22 protein-coding genes and 1 pseudogene are annotated in these 24318 nt (G+C 54.9%); 16 read left to right on the top strand and 7 right to left on the bottom strand.

What is annotated here, in order from left to right; genetic code table 11:
- Positions 1 to 431: 431 nt before the first annotated feature.
- The 8 genes from hinT (at position 432) to ACZAHD_RS13520 (ending at position 6585) form a co-directional block, all read left to right on the top strand.
- Entirely contained in the window at positions 432 to 788 is a 357-nt protein-coding gene (gene hinT, locus ACZAHD_RS13555; RefSeq protein WP_462457240.1) for a purine nucleoside phosphoramidase, read from the top strand.
- A gap of 3 nt (positions 789 to 791) precedes the next feature.
- Positions 792 to 1166, top strand: a complete 375-nt coding sequence (locus tag ACZAHD_RS13550) for a YcfL family protein (protein WP_462457239.1) — start codon at positions 792 to 794, stop codon at positions 1164 to 1166.
- Positions 1167 to 1187: 21 nt separating this feature from the next.
- The gene (gene lpoB, locus ACZAHD_RS13545; RefSeq protein WP_462457241.1) at positions 1188 to 1832 is read left to right on the top strand and encodes a penicillin-binding protein activator LpoB; all 645 of its coding nucleotides are present in this window, start codon (positions 1188 to 1190) and stop codon (positions 1830 to 1832) included.
- Positions 1813 to 2631, top strand: a complete 819-nt coding sequence (gene thiK / locus ACZAHD_RS13540; protein WP_462457238.1) for a thiamine kinase — start codon at positions 1813 to 1815, stop codon at positions 2629 to 2631. The genes lpoB and thiK overlap by 20 nt, the downstream gene beginning before the upstream one ends.
- 20 nt (positions 2632 to 2651) lie before the next feature.
- Positions 2652 to 3674, top strand: a complete 1023-nt coding sequence (nagZ, locus tag ACZAHD_RS13535) for a beta-N-acetylhexosaminidase (RefSeq protein ID WP_462457237.1) — start codon at positions 2652 to 2654, stop codon at positions 3672 to 3674.
- 26 nt (positions 3675 to 3700) lie between these two features.
- The gene (gene ycfP, locus ACZAHD_RS13530) at positions 3701 to 4243 is read left to right on the top strand and encodes an alpha/beta hydrolase YcfP (RefSeq protein WP_032688339.1); all 543 of its coding nucleotides are present in this window, start codon (positions 3701 to 3703) and stop codon (positions 4241 to 4243) included.
- 241 nt (positions 4244 to 4484) lie between these two features.
- The gene (locus ACZAHD_RS13525) at positions 4485 to 5789 is read left to right on the top strand and encodes an NAD(P)/FAD-dependent oxidoreductase (RefSeq protein WP_462457236.1); all 1305 of its coding nucleotides are present in this window, start codon (positions 4485 to 4487) and stop codon (positions 5787 to 5789) included.
- 256 nt (positions 5790 to 6045) lie between these two features.
- Positions 6046 to 6585: a glycine zipper 2TM domain-containing protein gene (locus tag ACZAHD_RS13520; protein ID WP_462457235.1), complete on the top strand. Its 540-nt coding sequence runs from the start codon at positions 6046 to 6048 to the stop codon at positions 6583 to 6585.
- Between the two features lie 55 nt (positions 6586 to 6640).
- Here ACZAHD_RS13520 and ACZAHD_RS13515 read toward each other — a convergent pair whose 3' ends face one another.
- Together ACZAHD_RS13515 and ACZAHD_RS13510 are read right to left on the bottom strand one after the other, a co-directional pair.
- A complete protein-coding gene (locus ACZAHD_RS13515) occupies positions 6641 to 8827 on the bottom strand; it encodes a TonB-dependent siderophore receptor (RefSeq protein ID WP_462457234.1) in 2187 nt (728 codons plus the stop codon).
- 242 nt (positions 8828 to 9069) lie between these two features.
- Complete coding sequence (locus ACZAHD_RS13510) at positions 9070 to 9705, bottom strand: TetR/AcrR family transcriptional regulator (protein ID WP_462457233.1); 636 nt, start codon at positions 9703 to 9705, stop codon at positions 9070 to 9072.
- Between the two features lie 246 nt (positions 9706 to 9951).
- Here ACZAHD_RS13510 and bhsA point away from each other — a divergent pair, with 246 nt between their 5' ends.
- Positions 9952 to 10209, top strand: coding sequence for a multiple stress resistance protein BhsA (bhsA, locus tag ACZAHD_RS13505; RefSeq protein WP_004860548.1), 258 nt, complete (start codon positions 9952 to 9954; stop codon positions 10207 to 10209).
- A 211-nt stretch (positions 10210 to 10420) separates the two neighbouring features.
- Here the strand turns inward: bhsA and ldtC are convergent, their stop codons facing one another.
- Complete coding sequence (gene ldtC, locus ACZAHD_RS13500; protein ID WP_462457232.1) at positions 10421 to 11383, bottom strand: L,D-transpeptidase LdtC; 963 nt, start codon at positions 11381 to 11383, stop codon at positions 10421 to 10423.
- A gap of 169 nt (positions 11384 to 11552) precedes the next feature.
- Entirely contained in the window at positions 11553 to 14999 is a 3447-nt protein-coding gene (gene mfd / locus ACZAHD_RS13495; RefSeq protein ID WP_462457231.1) for a transcription-repair coupling factor, read from the bottom strand.
- Positions 15000 to 15567: 568 nt separating this feature from the next.
- Between mfd and lolC the strand changes: the two genes are divergently transcribed.
- The 5 genes from lolC to cobB all read left to right on the top strand — a co-directional run bounded on the left by lolC (position 15568) and on the right by cobB (position 20603).
- Positions 15568 to 16767, top strand: a complete 1200-nt coding sequence (lolC, locus tag ACZAHD_RS13490) for a lipoprotein-releasing ABC transporter permease subunit LolC (RefSeq protein WP_462457230.1) — start codon at positions 15568 to 15570, stop codon at positions 16765 to 16767.
- Entirely contained in the window at positions 16760 to 17461 is a 702-nt protein-coding gene (gene lolD, locus ACZAHD_RS13485) for a lipoprotein-releasing ABC transporter ATP-binding protein LolD (protein WP_462457229.1), read from the top strand. The genes lolC and lolD overlap by 8 nt, the downstream gene beginning before the upstream one ends.
- Positions 17461 to 18705 (top strand): lipoprotein-releasing ABC transporter permease subunit LolE, encoded by a 1245-nt coding sequence (lolE, locus tag ACZAHD_RS13480; protein ID WP_462457228.1) that lies wholly within the window; start codon positions 17461 to 17463, stop codon positions 18703 to 18705. The genes lolD and lolE overlap by 1 nt, the downstream gene beginning before the upstream one ends.
- Positions 18706 to 18852: 147 nt before the next feature.
- Complete coding sequence (gene nagK, locus ACZAHD_RS13475) at positions 18853 to 19764, top strand: N-acetylglucosamine kinase (protein WP_462457227.1); 912 nt, start codon at positions 18853 to 18855, stop codon at positions 19762 to 19764.
- A 14-nt stretch (positions 19765 to 19778) separates the two neighbouring features.
- Entirely contained in the window at positions 19779 to 20603 is an 825-nt protein-coding gene (gene cobB, locus ACZAHD_RS13470) for a Sir2 family NAD+-dependent deacetylase (protein ID WP_462457226.1), read from the top strand.
- A 155-nt stretch (positions 20604 to 20758) separates the two neighbouring features.
- Here cobB and ACZAHD_RS13465 read toward each other — a convergent pair whose 3' ends face one another.
- Genes ACZAHD_RS13465 through ACZAHD_RS13455 form a run of 3 tightly spaced genes read right to left on the bottom strand, consistent with a single transcriptional unit; the run spans position 20759 to position 22508 of the window.
- A complete protein-coding gene (locus ACZAHD_RS13465) occupies positions 20759 to 21049 on the bottom strand; it encodes a pentapeptide MXKDX repeat protein (protein WP_462457225.1) in 291 nt (96 codons plus the stop codon).
- 48 nt (positions 21050 to 21097) lie between these two features.
- Entirely contained in the window at positions 21098 to 21886 is a 789-nt protein-coding gene (locus tag ACZAHD_RS13460; protein WP_462457224.1) for a molybdopterin-dependent oxidoreductase, read from the bottom strand.
- Positions 21887 to 21896: 10 nt separating this feature from the next.
- On the bottom strand, positions 21897 to 22508 hold the full coding sequence (locus ACZAHD_RS13455; RefSeq protein WP_462457223.1) for a cytochrome b/b6 domain-containing protein: 612 nt from the start codon (positions 22506 to 22508) through the stop codon (positions 21897 to 21899).
- Between the two features lie 141 nt (positions 22509 to 22649).
- Between ACZAHD_RS13455 and ACZAHD_RS13450 the strand changes: the two genes are divergently transcribed.
- Both ACZAHD_RS13450 and ACZAHD_RS13445 read left to right on the top strand, forming a co-directional pair.
- On the top strand, positions 22650 to 23372 hold the full coding sequence (locus ACZAHD_RS13450) for a response regulator transcription factor (protein WP_462457222.1): 723 nt from the start codon (positions 22650 to 22652) through the stop codon (positions 23370 to 23372).
- Between the two features lie 312 nt (positions 23373 to 23684).
- Positions 23685 to 24318: pseudogene (locus ACZAHD_RS13445) on the top strand (AMP-binding protein); the annotation flags it as partial.

Genomic DNA, 24318 nt, shown 5'->3' with positions numbered 1-24318 from the left:
GTACCAGGACAAGGTAGCCAAAGAGGAAGAAGAGAGACAAATACAGCCCGGACTGGAAGGGGAGTGTTTAAGCCCCCTTTTAGGGGGCTGTGTCAAAGCCACCTGCTACGCAGGTGGATTATTTACTGTCCTGAACCTGCCGGGTGAAAGCTGTGGCGCGCGTCGGGGCTAAAAAGAGGTGGGCAGGCGTCTTTAATGCGTCAACTGCATAAGCAGGGATGTCAGAAGGCACTTAAGCGAGCCCGGCGCAAAACCTGAAGTCACGATATGATTAATCCATCAGCAGCTATCACCGTGCGACATAAGAAAAAGCGCATTCAGGTTGAAAGAGAGGGAGTAACTCGCTCATACTCTTAGGCGAATCCTGTGCATCCGCGTTTATCTGCAGAGGCAGGCCAGAGCACGGTATAAAAATTAATAAGGAATCAGTCATGGCAGAAGAAACGATTTTTAGCAAAATCATTCGCCGGGAGATCCCGTCGGATATGGTTTATCAGGATGAACTGGTGACCGCTTTTCGCGATATTTCCCCGCAGGCGCCGGCCCACATTCTGATTGTCCCCAATATCCTGATTCCTACCGTCAACGATGTGACCGCTGAACATGAACTGACACTGGGGCGCATGATGACCGTTGCGGCGAAAATTGCCCGTGATGAAGGTCTTGCTGATGATGGCTATCGTCTGATCGTCAATTGCAACCGCCACGGCGGCCAGGAAGTCTACCATATCCACATGCACCTGCTGGGCGGTCGCCCGCTGGGCCCGATGCTGGCTCACAAAGGTTAATCAATGCGCGCAGCTCATTTCGGCCCACTTCTGGCGGCGGTTCTCCTGGTCGGATGCAGTTCCCCTGCGGAAATCCCCGTTGGTGAGCAGCAGACGCTGGTCATGGAATCCAACGTGCTGGCGGCAGGCATCAGCGCCGATGCGCCAGAGGTCACGGCCTCAGAGATCCAGGCTACCGCTACCTCAAGACTGTTTAATGAGCGCCAGGAACCGATCACCGTGCATTACCGCTTCTTCTGGTATGACGCAAGAGGGCTGGAAATGCATCCGCTGGAGCCGGCCCGGAGTATCACGGTGCCCGCGCACTCTTCTGTCACCTTGTACGGTAGCGCAAATATTTTGGGGGCACATAAGGCCCGCCTGTATCTTTATCTGTAAGGGGTAATTGTAATGATTAAAATGTGTCGCTATGCATTAATCACGGCACTGGCGATATTCCTTGCTGGATGCGTGGGGCAACGCCAGGAGCCCGCTCCCGTTGAGGAGGCGCAGCCTAAGCCCACGCAGCCCACGCAGCCCACGCAGCCCACGCAGCCGCAGCCGACGGTGCCAATCGTACCTACGGTTCCGACTATTCCGGAGCAGCCGGGGCCGATTGAACACGAACAGCAGCCAGCGCCGCGCGTGCGTCATTATGACTGGAATGCGGCGGTACAGCCGATGGTAGGGCAAATGCTGCAGGCAGGCGGGGTCAATGCGGGGAGTATTCTGCTGGTCGACAGCGTGAATAACCGCACGAATGGCACGCTTAACGCCGCAGACGCGACGGCGGCATTACGCAATGCCCTGAGCGGGAATGGCAAATTTACGCTGGTGTCTGCCCAGCAGTTGGGTGTGGCAAAACAACAACTTGGTTTATCCCCTCAGGATAGTCTCGGCAGCCGCAGCAAAGCGATGGGGATTGCCCGTACCGTGGGCGCTCAATACGTGCTGTACTCGAACGCGACCGGTAACGTCAATTCACCTGAGCTGAAAATGCAACTGATGCTGGTTCAGACTGGCGAGATTATTTGGTCAGGTAACGGTGCCGTTCAGCAACAGTAAACTGACGCGCGATGAGGTGTTGTCGCGCTTTTTCCCCCGCTATTCACCTGTCGCCAGCCTGGGCCAGAATGGCCTGAGCGGCGGCAGTTGTATTATCAGCGACGGTGTCCGGCGGCTGGTCCTGCGCCAGCCGCACGACCCTGACGCACCCGTCCGCGAATTCCTCCGCCAGTACCGCACGCTGTCTCGCCTGCCGACGACCGTCGTCCCCGCGCTGTTTTTCTATTCGCCGGGCTGGATGGTGGTGGAATATTGCGACGGCGAAATGAAAAGCGCGCTCCCGGAGTGCCGGCAACTGGCAGGGTTATTGTATCATCTGCACCGGCAGCCGCGTCTGGGCTGGCGTGTGGCGCTGGTGCCGCTGCTTGAACGCTACTGGCTGGCGTGTGATCCCGCGCGGCGTACACCGCGGTGGCTACGCTGGCATAAGCGTTTGTTACAGCGCGGAGAACCTCGCCCTTTGCGGCTGGCGCCGCTACATATGGATGTGCATGCCGGCAATATTGTCCATACGGAAACGGGGCTGCGGTTGATCGACTGGGAATATGCCGGCGATGGCGACATTGCGCTGGAGTTGGCGGCAGTGTGGATTGCGCCGGCGAAGCATCGTCTGCTGGTCACCGCGTATGCCCGGCTGGCGCGCCTTGATGAGCGTCTGCTGTGGCGGCAGGTTCAACGCTGGCGTCCGTGGGTCATATTGTTGATGGCAGGCTGGTATGAACGCCGTTGGCAGCAGACCGGCGACCGGCAATTTATCACGCTGGCAGATGAAACATGGTGTCAGTTAGACAACGAATGAAAAGGATAAGAGAGGTCAGTGTGGGTCCGGTAATGTTGGATGTCGAAGGGTTTGAACTGGATGCGGAAGAGCGTGAGATTCTTGCACATCCGCTGGTGGGGGGGCTGATTTTATTCACCCGCAACTATCACGATCCGGCCCAGCTGCGGGAGCTGGTTCGCCAGATCCGTGAGGCCTCGCGCAATCATCTGGTGGTGGCCGTCGATCAGGAAGGTGGCCGCGTGCAGCGCTTTCGTGAGGGCTTTACCCGCCTGCCGGCCGCACAATCTTTTGCGGTGCTGCTGGGGATGGAAGAGGGCGGCGCGCTGGCGGCTCAGGCCGGATGGCTGATGGCCAGCGAAATGATCGCGATGGATATCGATATCAGCTTTGCACCGGTTCTCGATGTTGGCCACATCAGCGCCGCGATCGGCGAACGTGCTTATCATGACGATCCGGATAAAGCGCTCGCTATCGCCCGCCGCTTTATCGACGGTATGCACGAGGCGGGAATGAAAACTACCGGGAAACACTTCCCGGGGCACGGTGCCGTGACTGCGGATTCGCATAAAGAGACGCCGCGAGATCCGCGGGCCGAAGCCGAGATTCGGGCCCGGGATATGGCGGTTTTCCGCACCCTGGTGGCGGAAAATCGTCTCGACGCGATTATGCCTGCCCATGTTATCTACAGCGATGTGGATCCGCGCCCGGCCAGCGGCTCAGCGCACTGGCTGAAGACGGTGCTGCGTGGTGAGTTAGGTTTCGACGGAGTGATTTTCTCCGACGACCTGTCGATGGAGGGGGCGGCGATTATGGGCAGCTATGCCGAACGCGGGCAGGCATCGCTGGATGCGGGTTGCGATATGATCCTGGTCTGCAATAATCGTAAGGGTGCGGTCAGCGTGCTGGATAACCTGTCGCCGATCAAAGCAGAGCGTGTTACGAAATTGTATCATAAAAGCTCATTTACCCGTCAGGAGTTAAGGGATTCTGCCCGTTGGAAGACGGTTAATGCGCAGCTGGAGCAGCTCCACGCGCGTTGGCAAGAGGCGAAGTCTGCGTAATTGACCTGAAGTCTGGTGAGGATGCGATGATTATCTATTTACACGGTTTTGACTCAAACAGTCCCGGAAACCATGAGAAGGTGCTGCAACTGCAGTTTATCGATCCCGATGTGCGTCTGATAAGCTATAGCACGCGGCATCCAAAACATGATATGCAGCACTTGCTAAAAGAAGTCGATAAAATGCTGCAGCTCAATACTGACGATCGGCCGCTGATTTGCGGCGTCGGTCTGGGCGGCTATTGGGCGGAACGGATTGGTTTCCTTTGCGATGTGCGTCAGGCCATTTTTAACCCCAATCTGTTTCCCGCTGAAAACATGGAAGGCAAGATCGACAGGCCTGAAGAGTATGCTGATATCGGGACCAAGTGCGTCAACAACTTCCGCGAGAAAAACCGCGACCGTTGTCTGGTGATACTCTCCCGTCAGGATGAAGCGCTGGACAGCCAGCGTTCGGCTGACCTGCTGCATCACTACTATGAAATCATCTGGGATAATGAACAGACCCACAAATTCAAGAACATCTCCCCCCATCTGCAGCGAATAAAAGCTTTTAAGACCCTGGGTTGATCCGATCCCGGCCTCCTGCCCGTCGTAGAAGGAATACGGCGGGCTTTTTTTATGCCGCCAGTAATGGCATGGTTAAAAAACAGGCGGTAAAACTTGATGTATATCAATTTTGGTATGACCAATGACCCGTTCATGGTATTCTCAATTTCGCTGAATGGTTTCACTGCTGTAACTTGTTGTTAAATAAGCGCTATTTGTATAACTTTTAATTAACAATTGGTTAATATTTTTAGGGGGTCTCGTGACTACACCATTGAAAAGAATCGTAATCGTAGGTGGCGGCGCCGGTGGACTGGAACTGGCAACTCAGTTGGGTAAAAAGCTGGGGCGTAACAAAAAAGCGAAAATCACGCTGGTGGATCGTAATCATAGCCATCTGTGGAAGCCGTTGCTGCATGAAGTGGCGACCGGTTCGCTCGATGAAGGCGTCGATGCGCTGAGCTATCTGGCCCACGCCCGCAATCACGGTTTTCAGTTCCAACTGGGTTCAGTGGTGGATATTAACCGTGAAGCGAAAACCATTACCTTGTCCAGGCTGAGTGATGAGAAGGGCGAACTGCTGGTTGCCGAGCGTAAGCTGCCGTACGACACGCTGGTGATGGCGCTGGGCAGTACCTCTAACGACTTTAATACTCCGGGCGTCAAAGAGAACTGTATTTTCCTTGATAACCCGCATCAGGCGCGTCGTTTCCATCAGGAAATGCTCAACCTGTTCCTGAAATACTCAGCTAACCTGGGTGCCAACGGCAAAGTCAATATCGCGATCGTTGGCGGTGGGGCTACCGGCGTTGAGCTCTCCGCAGAGTTGCATAATGCGGTGAAACAGCTGCACAGCTACGGTTATAAAGGGCTGACCAGCGAAGCATTGAACGTCACCCTTGTTGAAGCCGGTGAGCGTATTCTTCCTGCGCTGCCGCCGCGTATTTCCGGCGCGGCTCACAATGAGCTGACGAAGCTTGGCGTGCGCGTCCTGACGAAAACCATGGTCACCAGCGCCGATGCGAACGGCCTGCACACCAAAGACGGCGAGTTCATTAATGCTGACCTGATGGTCTGGGCGGCAGGGATCAAAGCGCCGGACTTTATGAAAGAGATCGGCGGTCTGGAAACCAACCGCATTAACCAGCTGGTGGTTCAGCCAACGCTGCAAACGACGCTCGACCCGGATATTTATGCCATCGGCGACTGCGCATCCTGTGCGCGTCCTGAAGGCGGATTTGTACCACCGCGCGCCCAGGCGGCCCACCAGATGGCGACCTGTGCGCTGAATAATATTCTGGCGCAGATGAAAGACAAACCGTTGAAGTCCTACACCTATAAAGATCACGGTTCGCTGGTTTCGCTCTCCAACTACTCAACCGTGGGGAGCCTGATGGGTAACCTGATGCGCGGTTCGATGATGGTCGAAGGACGTATTGCGCGTTTTGTGTACATCTCTCTGTACCGTATGCACCAGATTGCGCTGCACGGCTACTGCAAGACTGGACTGATGATGCTGGTAGGTCGCATCAACCGCATTATTCGTCCGCGCCTGAAGCTGCACTGATTGTCTGTTTACCCCATTCCCGGACTGCGTCGGCAGGCCAGTTCGGGATGGCGGGCAGCGGCGAATACTGAGCCGGTTATCACCTTGCCGGCTCAATGACAGAATTTCCGTCTGCCATCTCGCGCACAATATCTCAGATTCCTCTGAATCCACTCCATTTTCCGCTTTTCCCCGCATTTTTCATCCGTATTCTCATTTGCAAGGTCCCTGGGTCGATAGCAAAATTGTTTCTATCAGCAACAAGGGAGGATACCCCGTGAATAAATCAATGTTAGCGGGTATAGGGATTGGCGTGGCTGCCGCGCTGGGTGTTGCAGCTGTCGCTGGTCTTAACGTCTTAGATCGTGGCCCGCAATATGCGCAAGTGGTGTCCAGTACACCGATAAAAGAGACCGTAAAAACTCCGCGTCAGGAATGCCGCAACGTTACCGTGACCCATCGTCGCCCGGTACAGGATGAAAACCGCATTGCCGGCTCCGTTCTTGGCGCTGTTGCCGGCGGGGTCATCGGCCATCAGTTTGGTGGCGGTCGTGGCCGCAGCGTGGCGACCGTGGTAGGCGCGCTGGGCGGCGGTTATGCCGGTAACCAGATTCAAGGGTCAATGCAGGAAGGAGACACCTACACCACCACACAGCAGCGCTGTAAAACGGTATACGACAAGTCGGATAAAATGCTGGGCTACGATGTGACCTACAAAATCGGCGAACAGCGGGGAAAAATCCGTATGGAACACGATCCCGGTACGCAAATTCCGCTGGACAGTAACGGCCAGCTGATCCTCAACAACAAAGCGTAAAAAAGACGTTAACAGTTATTTGCCCCTCTTGCACTCAGGCTGAGGGGCTTTTTTATCAGAAGCTTACGGCGTAGTTCAGGCCAAAGGTACGCCCACGACCTTTGTATTCATACAGTGAGCTGCTGCCGTAGGTCGGACTATACAGCAGCGGGGCGCGCTGTCCCCAGATGGTGACATAGTCTTCGTTCAGCAGGTTTTCGATGCTGAAGGTCAGTTTGCCCACCGGGAGCGCGTAGCTGCCGATAAAGTCTACGGTATTATAGCCGTCGAGCTTATTACCGCTGGCATCGCTCAAGTCGAACACCTGCTGGGTTTGTACGCGCAGTGACCACGGATCTGGCGCCCAGCCGACCCAGGCGGTGGCTTTGGATGGCGAAGCGAGTGTCACATCCCATTTTTGCCAGCTACCGTCACCCTTCACCTGGGATTTCAGCACGTTGAAGTTCGCACCGGTGCTCCAGTCGCTATCCGGGAAGAAGTAATCGACGGCTCCTTCCACGCCGTAAATACGCCGCTTGTCGGATTGCACGTTGATCGTCATATCGTTGCGGTTAACGACAATGGTTTTGTCCGAGGTGGAGTAGTATGCCGCCAGCTGTGTGCGTAGGTTATCACCGGTGTAACGCCAGCCCAGTTCGTACGAGTTGACTTTGATCCCTTGCAGCGGCGAATCCCCCACGTTGACGCTCGACTGCAGGGGATAGTTGCCGTTGACCGCCGCACCGTATTTGCCGATACCATAGTATTTACCCGGGTCCGGTAGCTCGACGCCCTGTGAGAAGTTAAACCAGGTCTGCTGGCGGTCGGTAAGGTGGGCGACAATGCCAGCGTTAAACAGGAAGTTATCATAATCCGTTTTACCGCCCGGGATAGCATCGGCCGATTTCACCTTGCCGCTGGCAACATCCTGCTGCTGGGCGTAGCCGACAAAATCATCAACCCGGTTTTCCGTCCACTGATAGCGCACGCCGCCGCTCAGGGTAAAAATATCATTCAGGTCATAGCTGCTCTGCAGGAACGGTGCCAGGTTAGTGATGCTGTATCCCGGGTAGCGTCCCGTCGTATAGATAGCCTCGTTGTACAGCCCGCCCGACGCCATCGATCTCTTCAGGTCGAAGAACATCTGGTTAGCATTGAAGGTCTCGTGGTCGGCATCCACTCCCCAGGTCAGGTCCCAGCCGTCAAGCGGTTGGCTGTTAAGGGTGATTTTCGCGCCGTACTGATCGGTATCCTGCTTTGACGCGGAGAAGCTGCTGACCTGACCTTTGGTCAGCGTCGGGAAGGGGTAAAAGGTCAGCGACTCGTCGCGATAATAGATCTGGCTGACCAGATTCTGGCCATAGAAGTCGGCATCGGAGTATTGCAGGCTAATCAGATGCCTTTCGGTACCGGGAACGCGGTCGGAATTGAGCCCATCGGTGGTATAGGCTTTGCCCTCACCGGTGACGGCTGACATGTTCTTGCCGAGATACAGACCGTAATCATCGCCCTGGCTTTTATAATATTGCGTCACCAGCTGCAGCTGACGGTTATCGTCAATGTTGATGGTGCCGGTCCCCATGACGTCCAGGCGATCTGAGTGCTGCAGACCGGTCTGAGTATTATCGAGGACCAGCGCATCGTTATTGCCATCGTACCAGCCGCCAAAACGCTGATATGCCACTGATAACCGCCCGGAAGCATGGTCTGTGCCGCCGCTGACCGCTGCGGCTACGCGTTCGTCATGATCGTTGCTGTTGGCAAATCCGCTTTTACCGCCCAGTTCCAGATCGACCTGGGGTTCCTGCTGCCCTTTTTTGGTCACAATATTGATAAGGCCGCCGGTACTACCGCCGCCGTACAACGAGGTAGCGCCGGAGATGACTTCAATATGATCAATGTTGAACGGGTCAATAGCGTCGAGCTGACGGCTGTCGGTACGGGAAGAGTTAAGGCGTACGCCGTCGATCAGCACCACGATAGCCCGTCCACGCATGTTCATCCCGTAGTTGGTTCGTCCCTGGCTGCTGACATCGATTCCGGGAATCAACTGGGCCAGGACGTCTTTGAACTCTTTTCCGCCCTGCACCTGTTGTTCTATCTCCTGGCCCTCAATAACCCAGGTGGTTTGTGCCATTTCGGCGACGGTGCGGTGAGTTCGGTTGGCGCTCACGATCATGTTTTCTTCATCAGCTTGCGCACCAAAAACGGGCAGAGCCGTGGCCAGCAGCAGTGGGTTGAGCACCCAGAGACGCTTGTTCATACACATTCCTTTTATGAGTTAACTGTATTCATGTTGTTTTTAGTTTTCGATGTGGGCGCATCGATTGTTACAGGTGGAAATAAACAGAAAAACTTGAGAGCGGATTTTGCACGTAGTGATTATTGTTATCAATATCATTTACAACAAAAATACGTGTAACGATGTGAAAACACTAATAAAGCAGGGGGTAAATCAGGGGGGGATGAAAACCCGGTGGCGAACGTCACCGGGGGAAACACAAATTAGTGCTGGAGGATTTGCGGCCACAGCCGCAGGGTAGTCTCGACGATTTGCATGAGCTTTGTGAAATCAGCCCCTTCGCGTGCGCTGATGGACATCCCTTGCAACACGCAGTTTAAGAACTGCGCCAGCTGTTGCACATCGCCGTTTTCCGGCAGCTCACCGCGCAGTTGCCGCTGCTGGAAGAATTGCGCCAGCGTTTGTTCCTGCATCGCGTGCCGCGACTTAATGGTATCGGCGATCGCGGTAGATGACGCCGCCAGCGCCGCGGAAGTATTGATCATAAAGCAGCCTGCCGGCGTGTCTTTGCTGGTAAAGCAAGTGGCAATGGCGGTGAAATAGTCCCGCAGCGCCCGATCGACAGTTTTTTCTTCGGCAAACAACAGCGCTTCGTGTCTGGCGGCAAAACGTGAAATATAGCGATCCAGAACCGCGCGAAATAACCCTTCCTTGTTGACGAACTCAGCGTACAGCGTCGGGGCTTTTGCCCCGGTCGCCTCCACCAGATCGGCAAGAGAAGTTGCCTCGTAGCCGTGTTGCCAGAAAAGTGCCATAGCCTTATCCAGCGCCGCTTCCTTGTCGAACACTTTGGGTCGGCCACGGCTTTTTTTTGTGCAACTTTGAACGTCAGTTGTCATGATGCCGCTGTACCTATGTTGGTTTGTTGAAGAGGCATTATAAAAATAAACGTGACAACCTTCCAGCGCTGAACCCGCAAAAATAAATAATTCATATATGTATGAATTTTAAGTTTTTTATAAATAAATGAACGATCGTTATAAAAATATATTGACGTGTGATGTGGGTCACATTATGATTTAACTATCGATCGTTAAGTTAATTCTTACGACCCTACTAAAATCATCTGCATAGGTATAATCATCATGAAAAACATCAAAACGCTGACGCTTGCCGCCGTGCTGAGTTCTCTTTCTTTCGCCAGCTTCGCGGCGGTTGAAGTGCAATCCACACCTGCGGGCCAACACAAAATCGGTACCGTTTCTGCTTCCGCCGGGACAAACCTGGGTTCGCTGGAAGACCAGTTGGCGCAGAAAGCGGAAGAAATGGGGGCGACCTCTTTCCGTATCACCTCAGTAACGGGTCCAAACACCCTGCACGGTACTGCAGTTATCTACAAATAAGTTTCGTTTTACCTCTGTCATGCCACTGACAAAACGCGACTCCTGACCCCTTTATCAGGCCGCGAGCAGTAAGTTGTTCTCTGTTATGCCACTTACGTGACGCGGTTTTCACCCCTTTATGAAACCGCGAAGCGTTTTTACCCTGCTTGTTATCCCATAAAAAAACCGCCTTCAGTCTATCTGCGGTTTTTTTATTTCTGTCATTAAGCACTTATAATGACTGTTCGCCCGCATTGTGATGGCGGGTAACGTCAATTGGCATGCCTGAACGCAGAGCCATCGCACGCTCCATTACCGTCTGGTTGGTCTGCGCGGCCTGCTTAAATGCCGTCATCTCAGGATTCAGGACTATCGGTAGCGTCTGCGGATCATCATTTAAGTGTCTGGACAGCGGCTGATGGATTTCCACCAGATGCCTGCCGTCAGGCTCCACGGATACTTTAACTGGCGTGTTGATAATATTGACTTTTGTCCCTGGAGTAACGGGGTTAAACAGGTTTTTGATGTCATCATCACGCAGGCGGATACAGCCGGAGCTCACACGCATTCCGATACCAAAATCGGCATTAGTGCCATGCAGCAGATAGACGCCACCGTAGGCCGCAAGGCGAATAGCATGATGGCCCATCGGGTTATCCGGCCCGGCAGGTACCACGCTCGGAAGCTCTATTCCCATCGCTTTATACCGTGCGCGAATATTGGCCGTCGGCGTCCAGGTTGGATTTGCACGCTTGTCGGAGACAGTGGTGACCATCGTTGGGGTAAGGGTATCGCCTCCCAACTGGCCGATACCGATAGGGTAGACGGTGACCTCATTTTTCCCCGGCGGGTAATAGTAGAGGCGAAGCTCGGCGAGATTAATCACCAGCCCTTCGCGCGGCGCTTCTGGCAGTAGCGCCTGGAGTGGAATGGTCAGTACGCTGCCGGCACGCGGAACGTAAGGATCGACGCCGGGATTCGCCTGAAGCAATGCCAGAAAGCCCACGTTGTATTTTTTAGCGATAGCCTCCAGAGAACCGCCGTTATTCTGGACGACGTGAAACTGATTTTGCCCGACGAGGCGGCTGCCAGAAGGCGGCAAGAGCCAGGTATTAGCGTGGGCGGGGAGGGCCAGAACGGTAGCAACGACCGCCATTGCCAGCCACAGAGGGAAACGCGACACGAAAGTAGTCATAATAAATAAGTGGTTATTTTTTATGAGGAAACAGGCGGGAATTATCGCGCGGGTATCTGTGGGGAAACCCTGGTGAATTGCAAAACATTTGTAAAGTTTACCGGGTGTAACGGCGATGGAAGAAAACAGGCAAGGAAGACGACGACGGACGCCGTCTTCCTTGCTGCGATTATGCGGTCGCGTTCTCTTCTAACTGACGCATAAACTGGCGGACCCACTCCATACGCGTTTTACGTTCGCCAAGTTCCTGCACGAACTTAAGCCGCGTCGGGCCATCCAGGCGGAAGTGCTGAGGCTGTTTTTGCAGCAGGCCAATCAGCCACACCGGGTTGACGTTGTTCTTTTCATTGAACTCAATCACGCCGCCTTTATCATTGCCCTCCAGCTTACGGACACCCAGTTTCTGCGCCTGTTGACGCAGGCGGGCGATATCCAGCAGGTTTCTCGCCGCATCCGGTAGCGGACCGAAGCGGTCGATCAGTTCGACTTTAATCTCTTCCAGATCGTGCTCATGCCTGGCGCTGGCAATCCGCTTATAGAACGAGAGTCGGGTATTCACATCCGGAATAAAGTCGTCCGGCAACAGTGAGGGCATACGCAGCTCAACTTCAGTCTGCTGGCTGGTCAGATCCTCAAGCGAAGGCTCGCGTCCGGCTTTCAGCGCATCGACAGCATTTTCCAGAAGCTCCATATAGAGCGAAAAACCGATGGTGGTCATCTGCCCGCTCTGATCTTCGCCCAGCAACTCGCCGGCACCGCGTATTTCGAGGTCATGCGTGGCCAGCGCGAAACCGGCGCCAAGATCCTCCAGCGAGGCGATGGCTTCCAGGCGCTTTTGCGCATCGGTGGTCATCGCTTTCGGGTGTGGCGTCAGCAGCCAGGCATAGGCCTGATGATGCGAACGGCCGACGCGTCCGCGCAACTGGTGCAACTGAGCCAGACCGAAATGGTCCGCGCGCTCGATGATAATGGTATTGGCGGTCGGGATATCGATCCCGGTCTCAATAATGGTGGTACAGACCAGCACGTTAAAACGCTGGTGGTGGAAATCATTCATTACCCGTTCCAGCTCGCGCTCGCGCATCTGCCCGTGACCGATGGCAATACGCGCCTCCGGTACCAGCTCCGCGAGTCGATCCGCTGCTTTCTGGATATTCTCTACGTCGTTATAGAGGTAGTAGACCTGGCCGCCGCGAAGCACTTCACGCAGAATCGCCTCGCGAACCACCAGCGAGTCATACTCCCGGACGAAGGTTTTCACCGCCAGACGGCGGGCGGGCGGCGTGGCAATAATCGACAGATCCCGCATGCCGCTCATTGCCATGTTCAGCGTGCGTGGAATCGGCGTGGCGGTCAGGGTCAGAATATCGACATCGGCCCGCATTGCTTTGATTCGCTCTTTGTGGCGGACCCCGAAGCGGTGCTCTTCATCGACGATCAGCAGCCCAAGGTCGCGCAGCTTGACTTCGCTTTGTAGCAGCTTGTGTGTGCCGATAAGAATATCGATTTTACCCTCGGCGGCCTGTTCAAGAATCTGCGCCTGCTCTTTAGCGCTGCGAAAGCGCGACAGCATTTCAATACGCACCGGCCAGTTGGCGAAGCGGTCGCAGAAGTTATCGAAGTGCTGCTGAGCGAGCAGGGTGGTCGGCACCAGGACCGCGACCTGCTTGTGGTTCTCCACCGCCAGGAAGGCGGCACGCATCGCCACTTCGGTTTTACCGAAGCCGACGTCGCCACAGACCAGACGGTCCATGGCCAGCGGTTGACACATGTCGCTGAGAACGGCGTTAATCGCCTGCGCCTGATCCGGCGTGGTTTCAAACGGGAAACCGTCGCAGAACAGCTGATACTGTTCGCGGTCGTACTTAAAGGCGAAGCCCGCTTTCGCCGCGCGCTGGGCGTAAATATCGAGCAGTTCCGCTGCCACATCGCGTACTTTTTCTGCCGCTTTCTGCCGCGCGCGTGCCCAGGCATCACCACCGAGTTTATGTAGCGGGGCGCTCTCTTCCGCACCGCCGGCATAGCGGCTTATCAGATGCAATGATGACACCGGTACATACAGTTTGGCGTCGTTGGCGTAGGTCAGCATCAGGTATTCCCCTTTGATGCCGCCTGCTTCCAGCGTGGTCATGCCGGCATATCGGCCAACGCCATGCTCCAGGTGTACTACCGGCTGGCCGATATGCAGTTCCGCCAGGTTACGGATTAAGGTATCAGGGTTAATCGTGCGTCGCGAATCCTGGCGACGACGCGCCACGCGCTCGCCCAGCAGGTCGCTTTCGCAAATCAGTGCCAGGTTACGCTGGCTATCGATAAACCCGTGTTCGGCGGCACCGATCATTAAATAGCGGCCGTTGCCGGTGGTTTCTTCCAGACGCAGAATATGTTTCGGCGCGATTTTGATGCGCGCCAACACTTCGCCCAGCGCTTCGCGGCGACCTTCGCTCTCCACCGAGAAAATAACCGGACCGGTAAAGGCGTCGAGGAAGCGGCGCAGATTGTCCAGCGGCGCTTTGTTCTGCGCCTGAATAGAGAGGTCCGGTAGCTTCTGATAGCCGAGGTTAGTATTGGCGGCTTTGTCAGCCAGATGTTCCGTTTTTAACTGGATACGCGGCCATTTTTTCAGCTCGCTGAACAGTTCATCGATTCGCAGCCAGAGCTGTTCCGGTGGGAGCAGGGGACGCATCGGGTCGACGCCGCGGCTTTCAAAACGGGCGCGGGTTTCGTTTTGAAAACGCCCGGCGCTGGCTTCCAGATCGCCGGTATTTACGATCAGGGCGTTCGCCGGGAAGTAACTGAACAGCGGCGGCAGAGGTTCATTGAAAAACAGCGGCTGCCAGTATTCGATACCGGTCGGTAATGTCCCTTTACTGACTTGCTGATAGATATGTTCGGCGTCGCGTTTGACCTCAAAGCGATCGCGCCACTGGCTACGGAACAGCTCAATTGCCGCCTGATCGGTCGGAAACTCATGCGCGGGCAGCAAATTAATGGCAGTCACCTCTTCCAGCGTCCGCTGACTGTCCACGTCGAACAGGCGCAGGCTGTCGATTTCATCATCGAAGAAGTCGAGGCGATAAGGTTGCTCGCTCCCCATCGGGAACAGGTCAAGCAGGGCGCCGCGGGTGGCATACTCCCCGTGTTCCATCACCTGATCCACATGGCGATAGCCGGCGCTATCCAACTGAGTTCGCAGGCTGTCACGCGACAGACGCTGGCCTTTTTTCATCACCAGCGCGTGTCCGTGGAGGAAATTATGCGGACAGACGCGTTGCATTAACGTGCTGACCGGCACGATCAGTACGCCGCGCTGCATGGTGGGTAATTGATAGAGAGTGGCGAGACGGGAAGAGATAATGTCCTGATGCGGCGAGAAGCTATCGTAAGGTAACGTTTCCCAGTCTGCCAGTCCTGTCACCATGCTGTCGGTAAACTGGCGAATTTCATCATTCAGGCGCAGGGCATTTTGCATATCGGGGGCGACGAGTATGACCGGCCCGCTGTGGCGCTCGGCCATTTCCGCAACCAACGTGGCACAAGCCGCGCCGGTTAATTCACCGAGGTGCCGCTGTTCGCCGGGCTTGACCGGCAGTGTGTATCGATATTGTTGAGGCATAGCTGTTATCAGGATCCCTTCTTGATTCGCTCTGTATATGTACCCTAAATATTTCGATTGGCGGTTCAAAAACACCTCAGGCGTTGTTGAACCGCGCTTGCACTGACCCCGAAGGGGCCGACCAAAGGCCAGGTTATGCGGCAAGTGAGCGACAAATTCGTCAGGAACGAACGTGAACAGTCGACGCTGCCTCTGGCGAGAGGCCCGGATGTCTCTTACTCATTTTCCCAATGGCTTCCCGATGAGCTTACGCAGGTAAGGGATTCGGGTAAACCAGCGTCGTCAATGCACATGCAGCTTGCAGTATGACGGGTATATCAGGGCAAACCGCTAATATTCAATGCTGATGATTATCCGCGATTGACCCGTATTCGCCAACCTCATTGACGGCGTGAGGGGCCGCTGCGGTGAAAGATTCTGATAGATAAGCGCTGACTAATTAAATATCCATTTGATTTATCTCTACTTTTTTCTTGTTTTGCTACAAAAACTTACCGTATCAGTGATTTACGCGTTGTGCTATGCCATATATACTCGTGCATCGGCTATCAGCAACCAGATGGATTACATGTACCAACCTGCCGCACTTTTTATCGGCCTTCGCTACATGCGCGGGCGCGCAGCCGACCGCTTCGGTCGTTTCGTCTCCTGGCTATCCACCATCGGCATTACGCTTGGCGTGATGGCGCTGGTGACCGTGCTTTCGGTCATGAATGGCTTCGAGCGCGAGCTGCAGAACAACATCCTGGGGCTGATGCCGCAGGCCATGATCAGCGCACAGCAGGGCTCGGTGAACCCTCAGCAACTGCCGGAGAGCGCCATCAAATTACAGGGCGTCACGCGCATTGCGCCATTAACGACCGGCGATGTGGTGCTGCAAAGCGCCCGCAGCGTTGCGGTGGGTGTGATGCTGGGGATCGACCCGACGCAGAACGATCCGCTCACTCCGTATCTCGTAAACGTGAAGCAAAGCGATCTTCAGGCCGGGAAATATAACGTCATTCTTGGCGAACAGCTGGCCAGTCAGCTCGGGGTCAACCGCGGCGATCGGATTCGCGTCATGGTGCCTTCTGCCAGTCAGTTCACGCCGATGGGCCGTGTGCCGAGCCAACGACTGTTTAACGTTATCGGCACCTTTGCCGCCAACAGTGAAGTGGACGGCTATCAGATGTTGACCAATATCGACGACGCCTCGCGGCTGATGCTCTACCCGTTGGGTAACATTACCGGCTGGCGCCTGTGGCTGAGCCAGCCTTTGCAGGTGGATACTCTCAGCCAGCAGGCGTTGCCGCAGGGGACGAAGTGGCAGGACTGGCGCGAGCGGAAAGGCGAGCTGTTCCAGGCCGTGCGCATGGAAAAAAATATGATGGGCCTGCTGCTGAGCCTGATCGTGGCCGTCGCGGCGTTTAATATCATTACCTCGTTGGGAATGATGGTCATGGAAAAACAGGGCGAGGTGGCGATTTTGCAAACCCTGGGGCTGACGCCGCGACAGATTATGATGGTCTTTATGGTCCAGGGGGCCAGCGCCGGGATCGTCGGTGCACTGCTTGGCGCCGGACTCGGTGTGCTGCTTGCCAGCCAGTTGAATAATTTAATGCCGATTATCGGCGCGTTCCTTGACGGCGCTGCACTACCGGTCGCAATCGAGCCTTTGCAGGTGACGATTATCGTCCTGGTGGCCATGGTGCTGGCATTGTTATCAACGTTGTATCCTTCCTGGCGCGCTGCCGCCACTCAACCCGCTGAGGCTTTACGTTATGAATAAGATCCTGCTGCAATGCGACAATCTGTGCAAACGCTATCAGGAAGGCAGTGTGCAAACCGACGTGTTGCACAATGTCAGCTTCAGTATTGAAGAAGGGGAGATGATGGCGATTGTCGGTACCTCGGGTTCCGGGAAAAGTACGCTGCTCCATCTGCTCGGCGGGCTGGATACGCCGACCTCCGGGGATGTGATTTTCTCCGGACAGTCGATGAACCGGCTCTCCGCAGCCGCGCGTGCCGATCTGCGTAACCGTGAACTCGGCTTTATCTACCAGTTTCACCATCTGTTGCCGGATTTCACCGCCCTCGAAAACGTGGCAATGCCACTGCTGATTGGCAAGCAGAAAGCATCGGATATCGAACGTCAGGCCAAGGCGATGCTGCATGCCGTGGGGCTGGAGCACCGTAGCAACCACCGCCCGTCAGAGCTTTCAGGCGGCGAACGCCAGCGTGTGGCGATTGCCCGGGCGCTGGTCAACAAGCCACGGTTGGTGCTGGCGGATGAACCGACCGGTAACCTTGATGCCCGTAACGCCGACAGTATTTTTCAACTGCTGGGGGAATTGAACGTTGCCCAGCGCACCGCTTTCCTGGTGGTGACCCACGATCTGCAACTGGCCAGGCGGATGAACCGCCAACTGGAAATGCGTGATGGCCATCTGGACGCGAAACTGACCCTGATGGGGGCCAGGTAATGACTTCTCCGTTATCGTTATTGATTGCCCTGCGTTTTAGCCGCGGGCGGCGGCGTGGCGGCATGGTGTCGCTGATTTCGGTGATTTCGACGATCGGGATTGCGCTCGGGGTCGCGGTTTTAATCGTCGGCCTCAGCGCAATGAACGGCTTTGAACGTGAGTTGAACAATCGCATTCTGGCGGTGGTTCCACATGGCGAAATCGAGCCGGTGAAGCAGCCGTGGACCAACTGGAACGACGCGCTGGCGAAGGTGGAAAAGGTCAAAGGCATCGTTGCCGCCGCGCCGTACATTAACTTTACCGGGCTGGTGGAGAGCGGCAGCAACATGCGCGCCATTCAGGTCAAGGGGGTCGATCCGCAGCAGGAAAGTCGTCTGAGTTCGCTGCCTCAGTTTGTCCAGAATAACGCGTGGGCTACTTTTAAAGCCGGTGAACAGCAGATCATTCTCGGTAAAGGGGTGGCAGATGCGCTGCACGTGAAGCAGGGCGACTGGGTTTCCATCATGATCCCCAACTCTGACGCTGAACATCAGCTCCTGCAGCCGAAACGCGTCAGGCTGCATGTGACCGGGATTTTGCAGCTCAGCGGCCAGCTCGATCACAGTTTTGCGATGATCCCGATGAGCGATGCGCAACAGTATCTGGATATGGCTGGCAGCGTGACCGGGATTGCGATTAAAGTCACCGATGTCTTCCACGCCAACACACTGGTGCGTGATGCCGGTGAAGTGACGAACAGCTACGTTTACATCAAGAGCTGGATCGGGACTTACGGTTATATGTATCGTGATATTCAGATGATCCGCGCCATTATGTACCTGGCGATGGTGCTGGTGATCGGCGTGGCCTGCTTTAATATCGTTTCCACCCTGGTGATGGCGGTGAAAGATAAAAGCAGCGATATTGCGGTACTGCGCACGCTCGGGGCGAAAGACGGCCTGATCCGCGCTATTTTTGTCTGGTATGGTTTACTTGCCGGTTCGGTCGGGAGCCTGATTGGCGTGGCTATAGGTGTCGTTTGTGCGCTGAATCTGACGTCCATCATTAACGGCCTCGAATACCTGATTGGGCACAAATTCTTGTCCGGCGACATCTATTTTATTGACTTCCTGCCGTCTGAACTGCACTGGCTGGATGTCATTTATGTGCTGGTGACGGCACTGTTGCTGAGTTTGCTGGCCAGCTGGTATCCTGCCCGCCGCGCCAGCCGCATTGACCCGGCGAGGGTGCTGAGTGGCCAGTAATTCAGTGGATTGCGGAGGTTGAACTCGTCGTTCGGGGAAGGCGAAGCCGCACCCGACATGGCGCCCGACGCCGCTTCGCGGGCCGACAAGAACCTCGGTAATCCACTCTTTACGTCCTGACCTTTCGGTCAGTAAAGAGGAATGGCTATGTACTACGGATTTGATATTGGCGGTAGCAAGATAGCGCTGGGCGTATTTGATAAAGCGCGACGATTGCAGTGGGAAAAACGCGTTGCCACGCCGAAGGAGAGTTATGCCGACTTTCTACAGGTGGTTGAAGCGCTGGTACATGAAGCTGACAGTCGCTTTCACTGTCAGGGGACGGTGGGGATTGGGATTCCGGGGATGCCGGAAACGGCGGACGGTACGCTGTATGCCGCCAACGTTCCTGCTGCCAGCGGTCAGTCGCTGCGTAGTGACCTGAGCGCCCGACTCGGGCGTGAAGTCCGTCTGGATAACGATGCCAACTGCTTTGCTCTCTCCGAAGCCTGGGACGATGAATTTACGCAATATCCGCTGGTCATGGGGCTGATTCTCGGCACTGGTGTGGGCGGTGGCCTGGTTCTCAACGGCAAATCGATTACCGGACATAGCTATATTACCGGTGAATTTGGCCATATCCGACTGCCGGTGGATGCGCTGGAGGTAGTGGGCCGTGATTTCCCGCTCACCCGCTGTGGCTGCGGCCAGCTGGGCTGCATTGAAAACTATCTTTCCGGGCGTGGATTTGCCTGGCTTTATGAACATGTCTATCAACACGCCATCACCTCGCCCGAAATCGTGGCACTGTGGCAGCAAGGTGATGCGCGGGCGCGCGAGCATGTCGAGCGCTATCTTGACCTGCTGGCGGTCTGTCTGGGTAATATTCTGACTATTGTTGATCCGGATCTGCTGGTGCTTGGCGGAGGATTATCCAACTTTACTGCCATAAGCGAAGGGCTGGCGCAACGCCTGCCGCGACATTTACTTCCCGTTGCCCGGGTACCGCGTATTGAACGTGCGCGCCATGGCGATGCCGGAGGTATGCGCGGTGCGGCCTTCCTTCATTTGACTCATTAACCACAGGGGGAGCTATGTTGTCGCGCCGCTTACACCGATTGAGCCGTTTTCGTCGTAATAAACGTCGCTTGCGTGAACGTCTGCGCCAGCGGATTTTTTTTAAAGAGGATAAGGCGGTTGTGGAAGCAATAGCTAAGCCCAGAGTTGTGGTGCTGACCGGCGCTGGTATTTCGGCGGAGTCCGGTATTAAAACGTTTCGCGCTGCCGATGGTTTGTGGGAAGAGCACCGGGTGGAAGATGTGGCGACGCCGGAAGGCTTCGCCCGCGATCCGGCGCTGGTACAGGCGTTTTATAACGCCCGTCGCCGTCAGTTGCAAAGCCCGGAGATAAAGCCGAATGCGGCACATCAGGCGCTGGCGCGACTGGAAGCGGAGTTGGGCGATCGCTTTGTATTGGTCACTCAGAACATTGATAATCTGCACGAACGTGCGGGAAACCGCCGGGTGATTCATATGCACGGCGAGCTGTTGAAGGTGCGCTGTTCATGGAGCGGTCAGGTGCTGGAGTGGACCGGAGACGTCACGGCGGAAGATAAGTGCCACTGCTGCCAGTTCCCGGCGCCGCTACGCCCGCATGTGGTCTGGTTTGGCGAGATGCCGCTGGGAATGGATGATATTTACAGCGCGTTGGCCGATGCCGATATCTTTATCGCCATCGGCACTTCCGGGCACGTCTATCCGGCGGCGGGCTTTGTGCACGAAGCCCGTTTGCAGGGGGCGCATACCGTAGAACTCAATCTGGAACCCAGCCAGGTAGGCAGTGAATTTGCAGAAAAACACTACGGTCTGGCGAGCGAGGTTGTACCGGCGTTCGTCGACCAACTGTTGAAAGATTGGTGATCCCGTAAGGCGACGGTTTTAATTGCTGAAGTTCAGGCCGGCGTTTTGCGGATTTCAGCTGGCGACCAGGCGGCGCACACAGGATAAGGGGATGAAAAGGGGTAACCTGACCAGTCGGCAGGCAACCCCTTTGACCTCGTCGTCGGGCCGCGCGATTATTGTTTGCCCATCGTGTCTTTACCCATTTTGTCTTTTGACATTGACTCTTTGGTCATGCGGTCTTGACTCATGGCGTCGTTGCTCATTTTATCCTTCGACATGGTGTCTTTAGACATTTCATCTTTAGACATACACTCCTTTTTCATGCCATCTTTTTTGCAGTCGTGAGACATTTTACGCATATTATCTTTGGTCATATGATCTTTAGCCATATTATCGGCAGCGTACGCTCCGGACATGCCAAAAAGCAATGCAGAGCACATCAGTAATGTATTAATCTTTTTCATTTTGCAATTCCTTCATGTTTTATAAATAACGGATGATGACGACACGAATTAACTACCAGCAAACCAGTTATAACCCTGATCTTCCCAATAGCCGCCGGGGTAGCGATTGGTAACTTCAATCGACATAATATGCTTCGGGTTTTTATAACCGAGCTTTGTCGGAATTCTTAACTTCATCGGAAAACCATATTTACGGGGCAATATCTGACCATCGTACGTTAATGCAATCATCGTTTGCGGATGGAGCGCAGTGGCCATATCGATACTGGTATAATAATTATCAGCACATCGAAAGCTGACGTAACTGGCGCTAAGATCGGCGCCGATACTTTTGAGAAATAAGGCAAACGGAACGCCACCCCATTTACCAATGGCACTCCATCCTTCCACGCAAATATGCCGTGTGACCTGGCTGACCTGCGCCATCTTATGGAGTTCGGCAAGTGTCCAGGGGCGTTTGTCAGCCACTAATCCCGCAATTTCAAGACGATAATCGCTGCCGTCGATTGTTGGCGCCTGCTCCTCGCTGTAAAAAGCATTAAACGGGAAAGGGCGAGCGATCATACTTTCGGGATAAACTGGCGCAAGATTATGCGCATTAAATAACCACTGTTGAATGCGATCGTTAAATCGGGAGATCTGGCTTAAGGTTTTTTCGACCTCTCTGTTATTGCTGATATCGCAACCGGTTAACAGCATCAGGCCGCCAAAGGTCAACCCCTGTCTGAGAAAGCGACGGCGGCCTTCGGATGAGAGTTGCTTGTTGATTTCCCGGCTCGCCTCCTGAACCACGATCGTCTTATCGGCGGCGGAGAATGTCTTTTTATGATCGCTCATTATATTTACCTTATCGTCCGCGGAGCATCGCCAGTAACGTTTTCGGCACCAGCAGCACCATCAGCAAATGAATAGCGACAAACCCCAGCAATGCCGACATCGCCAGGAAATGAATCAGCCGTGCGTTGTCATATCCTCCGAGCAAGATTCGTAGCAGCGGAAATTGCACCGACTTCCAGATAACCAAACCGGATAGCACCAGAATAATGCTATCGAGCATGACGAAGAGATAGGCCAGTTTCTGGACGTAGTTATAATGGCCGGGATTGTCATGTGTCAGCCTGCCGCGTAGTGCGGAAATAAAATCGTGAACCACCCCTCGTGGCGACAGTGGCCAGAATTGCCGTTGTAATCGCCCGCTGATAATATTCATCAGCAGGTAAAGTACACCGTTAAGGGCAAACAACCACATTGCGGAAAAATGCCATTGCAATGCGCCAGCCAGCCAACCGCCAAGTGTCAGGACATCCGGAATTTCAAAATTAAATAATGGTGATGCGTTATAAATACGCCAGCCGCTGGTTACCATAATCAATATGGAAAGTGCATTGACCCAGTGGCAAATTCTTAACCACAGAGGATGAACGGTAGCGGGTTTAACCTGATTCGAGGGGCTGTTCATCGTGATATTCCCGGTTATGGCGTTAATGACAGTGTGGCCTGAATCTGTTCGCCGATGTATCACGAAAAGTTAAATTAAATGTGATAACTCGCGATGCGAAGGTCGTATAGACTTTCTCTGACAGAGTTCAATAAGGCGGCGGTGATGAAGCCCAAAAAAGTGTTAATTATTGAAGATGACGAAAATATCGCCGAGCTTCTGCAACTGCACTTACGCGAGGCGGGCTATGAAATCAGCCATGCTGCGGAGGGCGTCGGCGGGCTGGCGATGGTCAGGCAGGGCGGCTGGGATGCGCTGATCCTCGACCTTATGCTACCGGGCATCGATGGTCTGGAGATCTGCCGGCATGCCCGCACTATGGCAAGCTATATGCCGATAGTCATCATCAGCGCGCGCTCAAGTGAACTTCATCGCGTCCTCGGGCTGGAGCTAGGGGCGGATGATTACCTGGCGAAGCCTTTTTCTATGTTGGAGCTGGTGGCGCGGGTGAAAGCACTCTTCCGCCGTCAGGAGGCTATGAGTCAGAACAGGATGCAGGAGGCCGGTGTTCTGCACATTGACCGGCTGACCATCGACCCGCTTGCGCGCGAAGCGCGCCTGCGCGATCTCCCGCTTGATCTGACGCCGCGCGAGTTCGATCTGCTGTGGTTCTTTGCCAGGCATCCCGATAAGGTTTTTTCCCGCATCAGTTTACTCAACCAGGTCTGGGGCTATCAGCACGAAGGGTATGAGTATACGGTCAACATGCACATTAATCGGCTGAGGATTAAAATAGAAGACAATCCGGCGGAGCCGGCGTTTATTCTGACGGTCTGGGGAAAAGGATATAAATTTGCGGTCCCGCATCCCGAGCCCGGCAACTGAAAATTTCATCACTGCGTGCGGAACGCGGCGAGAGTATCACTTGCGCCTTTTTCTCCGCGCGCCGCTGTATTGTACCGTCCGTCATGAATCGGACTCTCTCTTCTGCCGGATAACGGTTTCCGTCGCGGCGCGTGAAAAGCCATCTTCCATCACATTCTGCGCGATCAGGCGCTGATTGTTGTGCGTGAACGCTAAATTTTGCTCATCTGTTTTGGCCGGTTGCCCCGGTTATTGCCAGATTTAGTGAGCGTTCGGGGTCACACCAGACCGCGTCACCTACACACTACATCAGAAAGTCGCGGAGTATCAGTCATGCATCAACCGATGATGTATCAGGATTTAACGACCCGGGCGCTCATTGAACATGCCGCGCGATATCATAGCGATACGGGAATTGTCTCAGTCGGAACATCGGGGGGAAGGGAGTACAGCACCTGGGGAGGAGTGGCGTATAACGCCCGGCTTCTGGCCTCCTCCATGAGCCGACTGGGTCTTCCGACTGGCACCCGCTGCGGCACACTGGCATGGAATAATCGCCGCCATCTGGAAATCTATTTTGGCATCAGTTCAGGGGGATGGGTGACGCATACCATTAACCCGCGCCTGTCCACAGAACACCTCGTATTTATCATCAATGACGCCGCGGACGAGATTCTGTTTTTCGACCACACCTTTCTGCCGCTTATCTGCGCGCTGCGGCCCCGGTTGCCGACGGTAAAGCACTTTGTGTTGCTGGAACCGCGGAATGAGGAGGCGCTCGCCGCGCTGGACTCGCTACTGTTCTTTGATGAGCTGGTTACTGAAGCGGATCCGGCATAGCGCTGGCCCGAGGTGAGCGAACATTCTCCGGCCTCGCTATGCTATACCTCCGGGACGACGGGAAAGCCGAAGGGGGTACTGAATACCCACCGGTCGCTGGTACTGCACGCGCTGAGCGGCAATCAGC

Source organism: Raoultella sp., assembly GCF_039594335.1.
Lineage (GTDB): Bacteria > Pseudomonadota > Gammaproteobacteria > Enterobacterales > Enterobacteriaceae > Klebsiella.
This window is presented reverse-complemented; position numbering and strand designations above follow the sequence as displayed.